General features: G+C 66.5%; 12 protein-coding genes. 9 read left to right on the top strand and 3 right to left on the bottom strand.

Annotated features, from left to right (window positions below):
* The first annotated feature begins 3 nt into the window (after positions 1-3).
* The 8 genes from NE591_RS04735 (at position 4) to NE591_RS04700 (ending at position 8332) form a co-directional block, all read left to right on the top strand.
* On the top strand, positions 4-1332 hold the full coding sequence (locus NE591_RS04735) for a radical SAM protein (protein ID WP_256156383.1): 1329 nt from the start codon (positions 4-6) through the stop codon (positions 1330-1332).
* On the top strand, positions 1329-2363 hold the full coding sequence (locus NE591_RS04730; protein WP_256156382.1) for a DUF169 domain-containing protein: 1035 nt from the start codon (positions 1329-1331) through the stop codon (positions 2361-2363). Before NE591_RS04735 ends, NE591_RS04730 begins: the two co-directional genes overlap by 4 nt.
* A gap of 10 nt (positions 2364-2373) precedes the next feature.
* Positions 2374-2808 (top strand): GNAT family N-acetyltransferase, encoded by a 435-nt coding sequence (locus tag NE591_RS04725; protein WP_223900844.1) that lies wholly within the window; start codon positions 2374-2376, stop codon positions 2806-2808.
* Positions 2805-4064, top strand: coding sequence for a (Fe-S)-binding protein (locus NE591_RS04720; protein WP_256156381.1), 1260 nt, complete (start codon positions 2805-2807; stop codon positions 4062-4064). The genes NE591_RS04725 and NE591_RS04720 overlap by 4 nt, the downstream gene beginning before the upstream one ends.
* 147 nt (positions 4065-4211) lie before the next feature.
* A complete protein-coding gene (locus tag NE591_RS04715; protein WP_256156380.1) occupies positions 4212-5534 on the top strand; it encodes an ABC transporter substrate-binding protein in 1323 nt (440 codons plus the stop codon).
* Positions 5535-5570: 36 nt separating this feature from the next.
* A complete protein-coding gene (locus NE591_RS04710) occupies positions 5571-6458 on the top strand; it encodes an ABC transporter permease (protein WP_256156379.1) in 888 nt (295 codons plus the stop codon).
* Positions 6455-7282, top strand: coding sequence for an ABC transporter permease (locus NE591_RS04705; RefSeq protein ID WP_256156378.1), 828 nt, complete (start codon positions 6455-6457; stop codon positions 7280-7282). Before NE591_RS04710 ends, NE591_RS04705 begins: the two co-directional genes overlap by 4 nt.
* A gap of 9 nt (positions 7283-7291) precedes the next feature.
* Positions 7292-8332 carry an ABC transporter ATP-binding protein gene (locus NE591_RS04700; protein ID WP_256156377.1) on the top strand — a complete coding sequence of 347 codons (1041 nt, stop codon included), beginning with the start codon at positions 7292-7294 and terminating at the stop codon, positions 8330-8332.
* A gap of 120 nt (positions 8333-8452) precedes the next feature.
* Here the strand turns inward: NE591_RS04700 and NE591_RS04695 are convergent, their stop codons facing one another.
* Together NE591_RS04695 and NE591_RS04690 are read right to left on the bottom strand one after the other, a co-directional pair.
* Positions 8453-9328, bottom strand: a complete 876-nt coding sequence (locus NE591_RS04695; protein ID WP_117285178.1) for a nucleoside hydrolase — start codon at positions 9326-9328, stop codon at positions 8453-8455.
* 39 nt (positions 9329-9367) lie between these two features.
* On the bottom strand, positions 9368-10219 hold the full coding sequence (locus tag NE591_RS04690) for an MBL fold metallo-hydrolase (RefSeq protein WP_223900837.1): 852 nt from the start codon (positions 10217-10219) through the stop codon (positions 9368-9370).
* A gap of 162 nt (positions 10220-10381) precedes the next feature.
* On the opposite strand from NE591_RS04690, the gene NE591_RS04685 reads away from it, so the two are divergent.
* The gene (locus NE591_RS04685; protein ID WP_256156376.1) at positions 10382-11440 is read left to right on the top strand and encodes a phosphotransferase; all 1059 of its coding nucleotides are present in this window, start codon (positions 10382-10384) and stop codon (positions 11438-11440) included.
* A 65-nt stretch (positions 11441-11505) separates the two neighbouring features.
* On the opposite strand, the gene NE591_RS04680 is transcribed toward NE591_RS04685, so the two are convergent.
* Complete coding sequence (locus NE591_RS04680) at positions 11506-12816, bottom strand: CaiB/BaiF CoA-transferase family protein (protein WP_022739816.1); 1311 nt, start codon at positions 12814-12816, stop codon at positions 11506-11508.
* Positions 12817-12953 lie beyond the last annotated feature (137 nt).

Below are 12953 nucleotides of genomic sequence, written 5' to 3'. Positions count from 1 at the left end.
GCCATGGAAGAGACGCTGATTGACAAGACGATCGCCCTGTGCCCGGAGTGCTTGGCGCCGCTGCCGGCGACCATTTCGGCCGACGGGGAAGGCGTCGTGTGGATGGAGCGCACCTGCGAGGAGCACGGGCGCACGCGCACGCGCATCTGGCCCGATGCCGAGCACTACCGCTGGCTGCAGTCGCTGGCCCTTCCCAAGACGCCGCCGCGCGCGAACTGCGCGGTCAGCGCGCCGTGCCCCCTGGGCTGCGGCACGTGCGCGCGCCACGAGCGGCGCGGCACGCTGCTCGAGATCGAGGTGACCCGCGCCTGCAACCTGCATTGCCCGGTATGCTTCATGAGCGCGGAGGATCCCACGGGAGACCCGAGCTTGGAAGAGATCGCCGCCATGTACGAGGTCATCGCCGATGCCGTGGGCACCGATGGAGCCGTGCAGCTCACCGGCGGCGAGCCAACCTGCCGCAAGGATTTGCCTGAGATCATCCGCATGGGACGCGAGAGGGGCTTCTGGGGCATCGAAGTGAACACCAACGGCCTGGTCATCGCGAGCCGCCCGGGCTATTTGGAGACGCTTGTGGAGGCGGGGCTCACCGGCGTGTATTTGTCCTTCGACGGGATGACCGGGGACGTGTACGAGGCCACGTGTGGGCGCGACATTCTGGACGTGAAGCTCGCCGCCATCGAGCGGTGCCGCGAGGCGGGCATCCAGGTGGTGCTCTCGGTCGCCGTGCTCTCCGGCGTGAACGACGGGCAGCTCGGCGATCTTCTGCGCTTCTCGCTGGAGAACGCCGATGTGGTGGCGGGGCTTGCCCTGCAGCCCGCCTTCACCTCGGGCCGTTTCGAGGCCGACCGCGAAGGCGCCCTAACGGCGGGCGATGTCATCTTCAAGATGGCCGAGCAGTCCGAGGGCCTCATCGAGGCGCGCGATTTCTGGCCGCTCGGCTGCTCGAATCCGCTGTGCGACACCGGCCTGTTCCTCGTGCGCGACCAGCGCGGCGCCGATGAGCGGTACCACCCGTGGGGCTTCTATCCCGCGACCAAGGTGCTTACCTTCGACGAGTACCGCGAGGCCTACAATCCCGACAGCCCGCAAGGATCGGTCATCCCCGATATCCTGGCATCGCGCGGCGTGCCCGTCGCCGATGGGCTGTCCGTCATCGTCATGAACTACATGGACGCCAACACCATGGATATCCAGCGCATGCGCGAGTGCTCCATGATGGTGACGGTGCCCGACGGGCGGGCCATTCCGTTCTGCTCGTACCATTTGACCGACGGCGCGGGGCGGCGCGTGTACGCCCCCTGGTGCAAAGAGGAGCTGAGAAATCGATGAGCGAGAGAATCGCGCTTCACGAGGGCGCCATGGAGGTATCCGACGCTGCGGGCATGACCGATGCGAGCGCCGTGAGCCACCAGATACGCTTCGATGAGGATTTGTGCACCGGCTGCGGCTTGTGCGAGGCGTTCTGCCCCATGGAGGTCATCGTCATGGGGGAGGGCGCACCGCGCGTCGTGCACGCGGAGGCATGCTGGGGCTGCGAGACGTGCTCGGGGCAGTGCCCCGTGCACGCCATCCGCATCGAGGCTACCGCGCAGGCGGCGCAGGAGACCGGCGAGCAGCTGGCGCCCCCGCTTGCCGAAGAGGTGCGTGAGCAGTACCGCGAATGGGCCCGCGTGCTGCGCGAGGTGCTGGGGCTGCGCTGGCACCCGGTGGCCGTCTCGCTCATTCGCGAGGGGGAGCCCCTGCCCGACGTGCCCCTTCCCGAGGAGCGTCTGCGCTACTGCCAGGCCCTCATGGCCGCCCGTCGGGGGCGCGCCCTCATGATGCCGGCGAACCGCCACGCTTGCCCCGACGGCACGTCCATCCTGGGTCTGTCGCCCATCCCGAAGAAGCTCGCCTCGGGTGAGCTGTACATTCTGTTCCACAAGCTGGATTCGGTGGAGGCGGCGCGCCGCATGGTGGCCGAGCGGCCGAGCCTGCCGCCGCGCTCGGTGCGCGCCACGGTGACGTGCCCCTTGGACGATCCGCGCTGCGAGGCCGAGGTGGTGGCCGTCATCGGCACGCCCGAGCAGATGATGTGGCTCTCGATGGCCACGTCCTACTATACTGGTCACAGGCACGACTTCCACGCATCCGGCTACAACGCCCAGTGCGTCGAGACCACGCTCATCCCGCTCACCTCCGGTGAGATCAACATCTCGTTCGGCTGTTACGGGTGCCGCGCTTCGTCGGACGTGGACGACAGCCTCATGATGATGGGCATCCCCGTGACCCTCATGGACGAGGTGGTGCGGGGATTGCGCGAGCTGGGGCGCCGGGCCATTCCGCAGTCGCGCGACAAAGTGTATCTGCCGCCGTTCTAGGAGCACCGCGATGTCAGATGTGCCTTTCACGTTGCGAGACGCTCGCGAGTCCGATCTCGCTTATCTGAATGCCTATGCCGCCGCCGAGGGCATGGATGACCTTCCGTCGGCCGAGAACGTGCGTGTCGCTGTCAACGAGGACGACGTGCCCGTCGGCTTTCTGCGCCTGCAGCAGGGCAGCAACGGCGCGGCCCATGTGAACCCGGTGGTTTCCTGCGCGACGTGGCGCGGATGGGGTGTCGGACGCGCGCTTATGGAAGAGGCGCTGGCATCCCGCGGCGAGCTTCGCCTCGTGGCGCGCGCCGCTTCGGTGCCGTTCTACCGTGCCCTGGGCTTTGGGGAGCTGTCGTGGGATGCTATCGCCCCGGAAATCGCTGTCGATTGCGACGGCTGCGAGCTGCGTGGGGAGTGCTGCCCGCTTCCCATGGGAAAGAAGATGCGATGAGCTGGAACACTGCCTTTGAAGTTGTGTCGGCCGCCGCCGCAGCGTGCCGCGGCTGCGGCGCCTGCGTGCCGCGCTGCGAGGTGCTCGCCTGTGCCGGCGGCGCGGATGAGCCGCTGAGCGTGGGGGAAGTGGCCGCCGCCTTCGCCGATGCGGCGGCGGGGGACGACGGTGAGGCGGCGCGCGCAGCTGTCGCCGCGCTGGCCGCCGAGCGCCCCGAGCTTGTCTTGGCCGTGCGTCGCTGCTGCATGGACGGTTTCTGCACCCTGGTCTGCCCCGACGGCATCGACGCCCGAGGGGTTTTCTCCGCCTTGCGGGTGCTTTTGCACGAGGCACGCCTTACGGGCGACGACGGCTTCACGATGACCCGCGTCGATCAGGAATGGCACATCTTCTCGGCCTACCGGGCCGTGCACGGCATCTTCTACAACGATTTGCCCTCGTTGGAGAACGCGCGCGCGTGGGGGGCCGACACGCTGTTCTTTCCTGGCTGCTCGCTTGTCAGCTATGCGCCCGAGCTCACGCGCGAGGTCTTCGCGTGGCTGCAAGAGCAGGGGGCATCCGTGGCCCTGTCGGCCGATTGCTGCGGAAGCCCCCTGCGCTCGGGGGGTTTCGCCGATCGCTGTGAGACTCACAAGGCGGCGCTGGTTAGTCGCGCTCGCGAGGCGGGAATCAAACGCGTGGTGTTCGTGTGCCCGGGCTGCCGCGACGAGTGGGAGACGACGGCGGGCGCCGAGGCGTTCGAGCTCGTTGCGCTGCCCGAGCTTTTGGCCGCCGCCGGCGCGCGCCCGCGTCCCGAGAAGGTGGCGGCTCTGGCCGGCTGCGACGATCCAGTGCTCGCGATGTTCGACTCCTGCCACGATAGGGACGGGCGCTTCGGAGGGCCTTTGCGCCGCATCTTCGCCGATTGCCAAAGCGTGGAGCTCGACCACCATGGGAAGAGCGCTCTGTGCTGCGGGGCCGCCGGCGCCGTATCGCTGGTCGACCAGCCCCTGTGCGATGCCCGCGCCCATCGCGTGCTCGACGAGGAGCCCCGTGAGGCCGGCGCCGACCTCGTGGTGGCCAACTGCCCCACGTGCGCCTACACCTTTGCTGCCACGCGGCGCGGCGACGCGGCGGGAGCCGTCGCAGGGCCGGCCTTCTGCCAGTACCTGGAGCTGCTCTTCGAGGCCGGCTTCGACTGGTCGGGCGTGTTTGGCCGGCTGGAGTCCATGTGGTCCGGCGAGTACGGCCCCTGGCTTGCCCAGGAGCTGCTCTGAGGGCTCGGTCGTTCCTTGCGCACGGTTTTAGCCGCAAGGACTTATAATTCCCCTTGACTCTTCGACCCATTGTCATAAAATGGTCGTATCTACTATTTGACTAAGTCTAATAGTAGATACGACCATCTATTGAAAACGGGAGGAACTATGGTTGAGAGCGAATATGGCCCATGGTCGTTTCGTCTCGCGACGTCTCGGATGAGCCGTCGCGGGTTTGTGGCCGCTGCAGGCATGACGGCGGCGGCGATGATGCTCGGCGGAACGCTTGCGGGGTGCTCCGGGTCGGGCGAGAAGTCTTCCGAGGGCGGTGCGCCTGTACCGGGCGACATCGACTACGCCGACTGGGACGCGGTGCTCGCTGCGGCCAAGGGACAGACGGTCTCTTGGTACGGCTACGGCGGCGACGAGGCGCGCAACACCTGGATCAACACGGTGCTGGCCCCGGCGCTGAAGGACAAGTACGACATCACGCTCGATCTGGTCGGCATGGACATCAACGACATTCTCACGCAGCTGTCTGGCGAGATGCAGGCGGGCGTGACGGAAGGCTCCATCGACTTCATCTGGATCAACGGAGAGAACTTCTACTCGTGCAAGGAGAACGGCTACTTGTGGGGCCCCTTCACGAGCTACCTGCCGAACTTCAACGACTACATCGATGCGGAAAGCCCCGAGGTGGCCTACGATTTCGGCTCTCCCACCGAGGGCTTCGAGTGCCCCTACGGCAAGGCCCAGATGCAGATGTGGTACAACAGCGACATCGTCGATGCCCCGCCGACCACCGTCGAAGAGTTCAAGGCGTTCTGCCAAGCCCATCCCGGTCAGGTGACCTACCCCGAGCCCGGCGATTTCACCGGCACTGCCTTCATCTCCTGCCTCATCGCCGGCGTCATCGGAAAGGACGAGTTCGAGAAGCTCTCGTCCATGGACGCCCCCACCGAGGAAGGCGTTCTCGCCATTGTCGAGCCCGGCCTCGACTATCTGCGCGAGTTGAGCCCGTACCTGTGGAAGGAGGGCGCGACCTTCCCGGCCGACGCTTCCACGGTGGCCACCATGTACGCCGACGGCGAGCTCGTCTTGAACATGGGCTACGGCGCGCCACAGGATCTCGTGAACACCGGCCAGCTGCCCGAGTCCACCCGCTCGTTCATCTTGGACACGGGCACAGTGGGCAACTCGAATTTCATGGCCGTCGCCGCCAACGCGCCGCACAAAGCGGCGGCCCTCGTGGCTATCAACGAGGTGGTCTCGCCCGAGATGCAGCTGTCCATCTACGAGAACCTCGGCAACATCTCGGTGCTCGACATGGCGAAGCTGCCCGAGAGCGAAAGCGCGGCCTTTGCCGAGGTGCCCCTCGGTTCCACCCAGATTCCCCTTGACGAGCTGTTGGATCACCGCATTGCCGAAGCCGCCGGCCCGGTTATCCCGATTCTCGAGAAGCTGTGGCTTGAGCGCGTGGCCCAGGGGTAGAATCTGCTTGTCCGTGAACGTGAAAGGGGGCCGATCGTGACCGTGAACCGTCTTGTCCGGCGGCGATGCGGGCGCGCCATCGCCCCCTATCTTCTTATGGCGCCGGCCCTCGTGCTGGTTGCCGTCTTCCTCTATGGCGTGGTGAACGGGGTGCTCCAGGGTTTCGGCATCATGCCGTTTATCGGCATGGCGGATTTCACCTTCGAGTACTGGGCCGAGGCGCTCACCCGCTCCGATTTGGCCGCGTCGGTGGGCTTCAGCCTGTATATCGCCCTCGTCTCGTCGGTGGTGGCGCTTGCCGGCGGCATCGTTTTATCGGCGGCTCTGTGCGCGGTGCGGCGCACCCGCCTGCTTGCCCTCATCGATGTTCAGACCCCGCTCATGTGCGCCCACATCCTCGTGGTGCTGGCCGCCGTCTCGCTCTTTTCGGGATCGGGGCTCGTGCCGCGCATCCTCTATCATCTCGGGCTCGTGAGCGCGCCCACCGACTTCCCCTCGGTGGTGGGCGACCCGAGCGGCTGGGGCATTCTCGCCACCTATGTGTGGAAGGAGGTTCCCTTCGTCGCGTTCTGCACGGTGACGCTCATGGGCCATGTGTCGGACCGCTTCGGCGAGGCGGCCGCCGCGATGGGGGCCTCGCCGGTCCGCTCCTTTCTCACGGTGACGCTGCCGTTGTGCAAAGGAGCGCTCCTCAAGGCCTTTCTGGTCGTGTTCGCCTTCGCCTTCGGCGCCTACGAGGTGCCCTTTCTCCTCGGGCCCACATCTCCCAAGGCGCTTCCCGTGCTCGCCTACCTTGAGTTCCAAAATCCCGATATCGCGAACCGGTGCGTGGCCATGGCCCTCAACGGCATCATGGCTGCTGTGACGACGGCGGCAGCGGCGGCGTATTTCGCCGTGCTGCGCCGCGAGAAGAGGGATCGATGAGCCGGCGGCGCGAACGGAGGCCGGCCCGCGCTGTGGCCCGCGCCCTGGTGGCCCTGCAGGCCTTGTGCGTTCTGGGCCCGGTGGCGATCATCGTGGTGTGGGCGTTCACGGCCTCATGGCCCTGGCCGTCGCTTCTGCCGGAGACGTTCTCCGCCCGCGGCATCGAGGAGCTGTTCGGCCCCGCCCAGCGCGCGGGGGAGGTGCTCGGCGCCTCGGTGGGCATCGCGCTGGCGACGGCGGCGCTCACGACGGCGGTGGCGACCCTCGCCGGACGGGCGCTCTCGCACTACCGCTTCTTCGGCCGCGAGGCGCTGCGCTTCGCCGTTCTTCTACCTTTCCTCATTCCCGCCACGGTATTCGCCATGGGGGTGCAGGTGGCCTTCATTCGAGCGGGCTTGGCGGGCACCGTCGCGGGCGTCGTCCTCGCGCATTCCATCGTGGCTCTGCCCTATGCGGCCCTTATCATGGCCGACGCCATGGAGGCGGCCGGCTCCCGGCTCGAGGAGCAGGCGAGGGTGTGCGGTGCCGGCGGCGCGAGAGCGTGGCTCACGGTCATTCTGCCGATGCTCTCGCCCTCGCTTCTGTCGGCGGCCTCCATGAGCTACATCTTGTCGTTCTCGCAGTACTTCCTCACGCTTCTGGTCGGCGCGGGCAAGGTGAAGACCCTCGCGCTCGTCATGTTCCCGTATCTCGCTAGCGGCGACCGCACGATCGCGAGTGCCTATGGCGTGGTGTTCATCGCCGCCACGTTGGCCGTGTTCCTGCTGTTCGAGGTGCTGCTGCGCAAGCAGACGGCCCGCGAGATCGATTACTTCAACGGATAGGGGGAGGCAATGGAACTCGACGTTCGTCATATCGATCTGAGCCTGGGGGAGGGCAAGAGGGCCCGCACTGTGCTCGGCGACGTGTCCTTCTCCGTTCCGGATGGGGCCTTCTGCTCGCTTCTGGGCGAATCGGGGGCGGGGAAGTCGACGATACTCAAGGTGATCGCCGGCATCCTTCTGCAGGACGGGGGCAGCGTGCTGTTCGACGGCGCGCCGGTCGACGGGCTGCCCGCGCATCGTCGCGGCATCGGCTTCGTATTCCAGGATGTGCGGCTGTTCCCCCATATGACGGTCGAGGAGAACGTCGCCTATCCGCTGCGCATGGCCGGTGTGGGCAAGCGCGAGCGCCTCGCCCGCGCCGGCGAGCTGCTGGAGCGCGTGCAGCTGCCTGGCTTCGGCCCGCGCCGTGTGCAGACGCTTTCCGGCGGTCAGGCGCAGCGCGTGGCGCTGGCCCGCGCTCTTGCGGCGGCGCCCGCGGCCCTGTTGCTCGACGAGCCCTTCTCGGGGCTCGATGAGAGCCTGCGCGACGATATGCGCTCGCTTCTGTTGCGCCTGCATCGAGAGGACGGCCTGACCGTGCTCATGGTCACCCACGATGCAAATGAGGCAATCATGATGTCCGATCGCATCGTCGCCCTCGACGGCGGCCACATTTCGCAAATCGGCACCCCTGAGGAGCTGTACCGAAGGCCCGCCACGGCCAAGATAGCCGCCTGCTTCGGCGACTGCTCGGTGCTTAAGGGCTGCGTGGAGTCGGAACGGTTCATCCTCGACGGCATTGTGCTGCCCGCTCTCGGCATCGGCGACGGGCCGGCTGTGGCCGTGGTGCGCCAAGGCGATTGCTTGCTTAGCCCCGTTGGCGAGGGCCATGGGACGGTGCCCGCAGGAGAGGCCGTCGTGCGTTGCGGCGTCTATGCCGGAGCGGGCTACCTGACGCGGCTCGATGTGGCAGGTCAGACGCTCACGGTGCCCACGGCCAGCCTGCCCGATCCCGGCGAGATCGTGCCTGTGCGCATCGACGGCAAAGGCTGCTTCGTGTTTTCCGCCTAGCGTCTTCGTCCGAAGGCGTTGGAGCAACAGAAGGCCGGGGGCTTTGCTGCTCCCGGCCTTTGTGCTTCAGACGAGTCATAGTATACGACACGGCCAACTATTAGACAAGATCAAATATCTCTATCTTTCAAGGCCGAGCATCTCGCAGGCGCGCTGCCAGCCGGCGACGGCATCGGCGAGGTAGGCGGACGGGTTCGCGATGACGGGCGCGGACACGACGGCCTGCGGCGTCCCGGGCAGCGCCCGTTCCAGGTAGCCCGCAAACAAAAGCCTCGGGTTGAGGGCGACGAGGAGCGGCTCGTTGGCGAACAGCTCCGGTTTGATGAGGGCCGCGGCGGCCACCTGATCCCAGACGGCGAAGCCGTCCCAGGCGTAGCGCTCTCCCATATCGGCGAACCAATAGTCGATGGCGCCCATAAGCCACGCATCGTCGGTGAACGCCTCTGAGAGACGCTCGCGCGTGACGTGGGCGGGCAGGCAGTTCTGGGCCGTGGCGATGGTCACGGGCGCGCCCGAGGCGAGCAGCGCGAAGGTGGCATCCGCATCGCAGGAGAAGTTCAGCTCGTCCATGATGCGCCCGTTGATGACGAGGCTTTCCGTGATGCCTCCCATGAGCGTGAAATCGGCGGCGTTTCGGAAAAACGCCTCGTCGCGGGCGGCCGCGGCGGCGAGGTTCGTCGTCGATCCCGTGGCGAGGACCGATATCTCGCCTGGTGCGGCCGCGCACGCCTCGGCGAGGAAGCGCGCCGCCTCGGTGTCGGTGTCGCCCGGGCCCGCCGCGCCGCGGTAGACGGGGATATTAAGCCCGAGTTTCTCGAAGAGGGCGCGGGTGTTGGCGTCGACGACATCGATGCCCGCGTTGCCGTACGTGGTGCACGCCGCGAGCACGCGACAGCGCTCGGGGTTGCCCAGAAGGTACAGCAGGGCCAGCCCGTCGTCCACGTCGCAGCCGCGAACTCCCATGGTGTTGTCGAAATCGAGGATGATGTTCTTCACAGATAGCTCCTAACGATGCGCGTCAGAGGCCGCGCCCCTTTACAGCAAAATGGTGAGGCCGTCGGCAGCGCAGCGCACCCGGCCGTCGTAGGGCTCAAGGCGCGCTTCCAACTCGGCCAAGGTGATCGGCGTGTCGTAGTGCATGGCCAAATGCGTCAGGTAGATGGTGCCCGCTCCGAGCGCCAGCCCCTCCTCGATGGTCTCCTGCACGCTGTGGTGGGCGCCCGGGCTCCAGTTGCGGCCCCAGAACGTGGCGTCCATGATGAGCGCGTCCGCGCCGCGCACCCGCTCGGCGGTTTCAGGGGGAAGCGCGCCGGTGTCCGAGGCGTAGAAGGTGCGGCGACCGGAGGGGCCCTCCATGAGGTAGCCGTACGTGCCCGGGGCGTGGGTGACGGGAAGGGCGGTGTAGCGGACGTCGTCGAAGGCGAATTCATCGAAGGGAGCCAGCTCTTGGAAATCGAGGATGTCGTCCAGGTAATGGAACTCGGCGAGGATGCCCGCGCGCGCCGCAGGGCTCGCCGCGCAGGGAAGCGGGGCTCCCGTGACCAGCCTGACCATGTACTCCAGCTCGCCGAGGCCCCCCAGATGATCGAAGTGCGCATGGGTCCAAAGCACGCGGTCGACCGCGCGCACGCCCTCGCGTTCGAGCTGGTGGCGCAAATCGGGCGGCGTGTCCAGAAGAAGCGTGCGCTCGTTGCGCACGAGCACGCCGCAGTCGCCGCGTCGGGCGCGCGGATCGCGTCGGGCCTCCTCGCAGGCGGGGCATTCGCAGAAGAAGGCGGGCACGCCGCAGCCCGCGCCCGTGCCGAGGAACGTGAGGGCGGGGCCGGAAGAGGGGGCCGTCGGCGCGGTTGCCGAGGGGGTCTGCGCTGCCGGCGTCGATGCGCTCATGACAGCTCCTTTCCGCGCGCCGAGGCACGCAAGGGTCGAGTTCGGCGCGTCGAGACCTCTCGTCCCGTCGCCGCTGCGAAGTAACTTGTAGTATACTCTCGCATATATTAGATCATATCAACTAAAAGCGGTAGGTGGAGATGCCGAAAGGAGGAGGGCGTCATGGAGCCAGCTTGCGATTCGGCTGCGCCGTCGTCTGAATCTCTTCGAGAGGCACGGCGCTTCGTGGAGGGAAACGGCGCGCTTGCGCGTGCCCTCGGCGTGGACGGGCCCGGCGAGCTTACGGTGCTTCCTTTGGCCCAAGGCGAGCACAACGCCAACTTCGTCCTTGAGGCTCGCGACGGCCGACGCTTTGTGCTGCGCGTCAACTACGCCAGTCAGCTGGGGCTCGACGATCAGATAGGCTACGAGTTCGCGGCCCTGCGCGCCTTGGCGTCCAGCGGGCGGACGCCCGAGCCGCTCTACGTGGACGGCACCCGAAGCCGCATCGGGCGCGGCGCTCTGGTGGAGAGCTTCGTGGAGGGCGCCTGGATCGACCTTGAGGACTCGCGGCAAGTGCGGGAGGCGGCCCGGGCCCTCGCCGACGTGCACAGCGTGGCGGCACCCCCCGATTGTGCGCTTCTTCGGGCGGAGGACCCCTTGCGCTCCCAGTTGGAGAGCTGCCGGAGGCTCTTCGACGGCTATCAGGCGAGCGATCTCGCGGAGGGGCGTGTGATGCGCGAGGTGGACGAACTGTTCGTCCGGGCCCAGCGGGCCGTCGATGCGGCCCCGGTGCCGTCGCCCTGCGAGTGCTCCCATATCCTCAACACGGAAGCGGTGCCGTCCCATTTCCTCATCGACGGTACGGGGCGCGCGGCCGTCGTCGATTGGGAGAAGCCGGTGCTGGGAGAGGTGGCGCAGGATCTCGCCTACTTCCTCTCGCCGACCACCACCATTTGGGACAGCGATGTTATTTTCAGCGCTCCTGAGCGGGCGCAGTTCCTTAAGGCCTACTGGGAGGCGGTGGGCGGCCGCTTCCCCCGGGGTTCCTTCGACGCCCGCTTTCCGGCCTATCGCATGGTCAACGCCCTGGTGGGCATCACCTGGAGCTGCAACGCTTGGGTGGAGTACCACGATCCGGCGCGCCCCTTGCGCAACGAGAAGACCTTGGAGCTGCTGCCGATCTATTTCTCCGAGGAGTTCCTCGACCTCATTCGGCGCGATTGCTTCGACGCCCTATAAGAAGGAGCCCCTCGCGATGAGGGGCTCCTTCTCGAGATAGGAAGCGTGTTTGGCGGGGGGAGGGCCTACCAGTTGCAGGGGGCCTCGCCCTTCTCCTGGCGCTCGGACTTGAAGATCGTATCCGGCACCTCCTCGCCGTGGTAGCACTTCACAGCGCCCTTCTCCTCCAGCTCGGCGATTTGCTCGGGCGTGTAGCCGTACTGCTCCAGGTACTCAGCGGTGTGGTAGCCGATGGGCTTGGAGAGGATGATCGGCGGGTCGCCGTAGCCGCCGAAGCGGATGGGCGTGGTGGGCAGCGCGTGCTCGCCGAAGGCGTTGTACTTCACCTTGCGGATGGCGTCGTTGACGTAGGCCTCGTCGTCCTTCAGGATGTCGGTGAAGCGGAAGACCTTCTGGCTCGGCACGTCCCACTCTGCCAGGATCTTGAGCCACTCCTCCAGGTCCTTCTTCGAGAAGCCCTCGTCCAGGATGGTGATGAGCTCCGGCTGCAGGTGGTTCGCCTTCACGTTCTCGATGGTCGCGTAGCGCGGATCGTCCACCAAGTCGTCGCGGCCGATGATCTTCATCATGTCGTTGTAGTAGCGGTTGTGCTGCGGCTGGCAGATGTAGAGCCACTTGTCGTCCGCCGTCTTGTAAGTGTTGTTGAAGGGGTTGGGCACGTCGGTGCGGGACTTCGGGTAGTCGGCGCCGAACTGCTGCGCGCAAAGGCCGATGGAGCCGCCCCAGATGGCGGAGTGGTACAGATTCACGACCACCTTGTCGCCCTGGCCGGTGCGCAGCTTGTTCACGAGCGCGCCGAGAAGGCCGGCGGCCATCATGATGGCGGTGTTGTAGTCGCCGAAGGCCTGCGGGGGAATGGCGGGGGAGGTGTCCTTCTCGGGGAAGGTGCCGGCCACGCCGCCGCGGGCGGCCCAGCACACGGCATCGTAGCCGGGGGCATGGGCGAACTCGCCGAACTCGCCGTAACCGCGCATCTGGCCCCAGATCAGCCCCGGGAACTCCTCGTGCAGGGTCTCGTAGTCGAGCCCGAGCTTCTTCAGGGCGGCGGTGCGCATGTTGTTCATGAAGATGTCGGCCTCGCCGATCATCTTCTTCGCGATGGCCAGGCCCTCGGGATCCTTCAGGTTGAGCGACACCCAGTTCTTGTTGGTGTTGTTCAAATCGATGGTGGGATCTTCCGTATCGGTCAGCTCGCAGCCGAAGCCGGGGCCCTGGGTGCGCTGGGTATCGCCGGCGAAGGACTCGATCTTGATGACCTCGGCGCCCATCTCGGACAGGACGCGGACGGTGGCCGGGGCGGCCACGTAGGTGCACATCTCGACGACCTTGATGCCGGCGAGCGGGCCGTAACCGTTGAGCTTCTCGGTGACTGTCATCGGAGCATCTCTCCTTTCATGCAAGTGGTTGGTCGGGCGGTTCGTTTGTTTGCATCCCTATCATCGCAGGGGAAAGAACCCCTATCTACGGACAAAATAGAATATGTGTGTAAAATAGACTCGAAATTGAGTAGAAA

This window comes from Adlercreutzia sp. DFI.6.23 (assembly GCF_024462535.1).
GTDB classification, from domain to species: domain Bacteria; phylum Actinomycetota; class Coriobacteriia; order Coriobacteriales; family Eggerthellaceae; genus Adlercreutzia; species Adlercreutzia rubneri.
This window is presented reverse-complemented; position numbering and strand designations above follow the sequence as displayed.

Coding starts and splice junctions, on each gene's coding strand:
- NE591_RS04735 (WP_256156383.1), top strand. CDS start 4: ATGGAAGAGACGCTGATTGACAAGACGATCGCCCTGTGCCCGGAGTGC.
- NE591_RS04730 (WP_256156382.1), top strand. CDS start 1,329: ATGAGCGAGAGAATCGCGCTTCACGAGGGCGCCATGGAGGTATCCGAC.
- NE591_RS04725 (WP_223900844.1), top strand. CDS start 2,374: ATGTCAGATGTGCCTTTCACGTTGCGAGACGCTCGCGAGTCCGATCTC.
- NE591_RS04720 (WP_256156381.1), top strand. CDS start 2,805: ATGAGCTGGAACACTGCCTTTGAAGTTGTGTCGGCCGCCGCCGCAGCG.
- NE591_RS04715 (WP_256156380.1), top strand. CDS start 4,212: ATGGTTGAGAGCGAATATGGCCCATGGTCGTTTCGTCTCGCGACGTCT.
- NE591_RS04705 (WP_256156378.1), top strand. CDS start 6,455: ATGAGCCGGCGGCGCGAACGGAGGCCGGCCCGCGCTGTGGCCCGCGCC.
- NE591_RS04700 (WP_256156377.1), top strand. CDS start 7,292: ATGGAACTCGACGTTCGTCATATCGATCTGAGCCTGGGGGAGGGCAAG.
- NE591_RS04690 (WP_223900837.1), bottom strand. CDS start 10,219: ATGAGCGCATCGACGCCGGCAGCGCAGACCCCCTCGGCAACCGCGCCG.
- NE591_RS04685 (WP_256156376.1), top strand. CDS start 10,382: ATGGAGCCAGCTTGCGATTCGGCTGCGCCGTCGTCTGAATCTCTTCGA.
- NE591_RS04680 (WP_022739816.1), bottom strand. CDS start 12,816: ATGACAGTCACCGAGAAGCTCAACGGTTACGGCCCGCTCGCCGGCATC.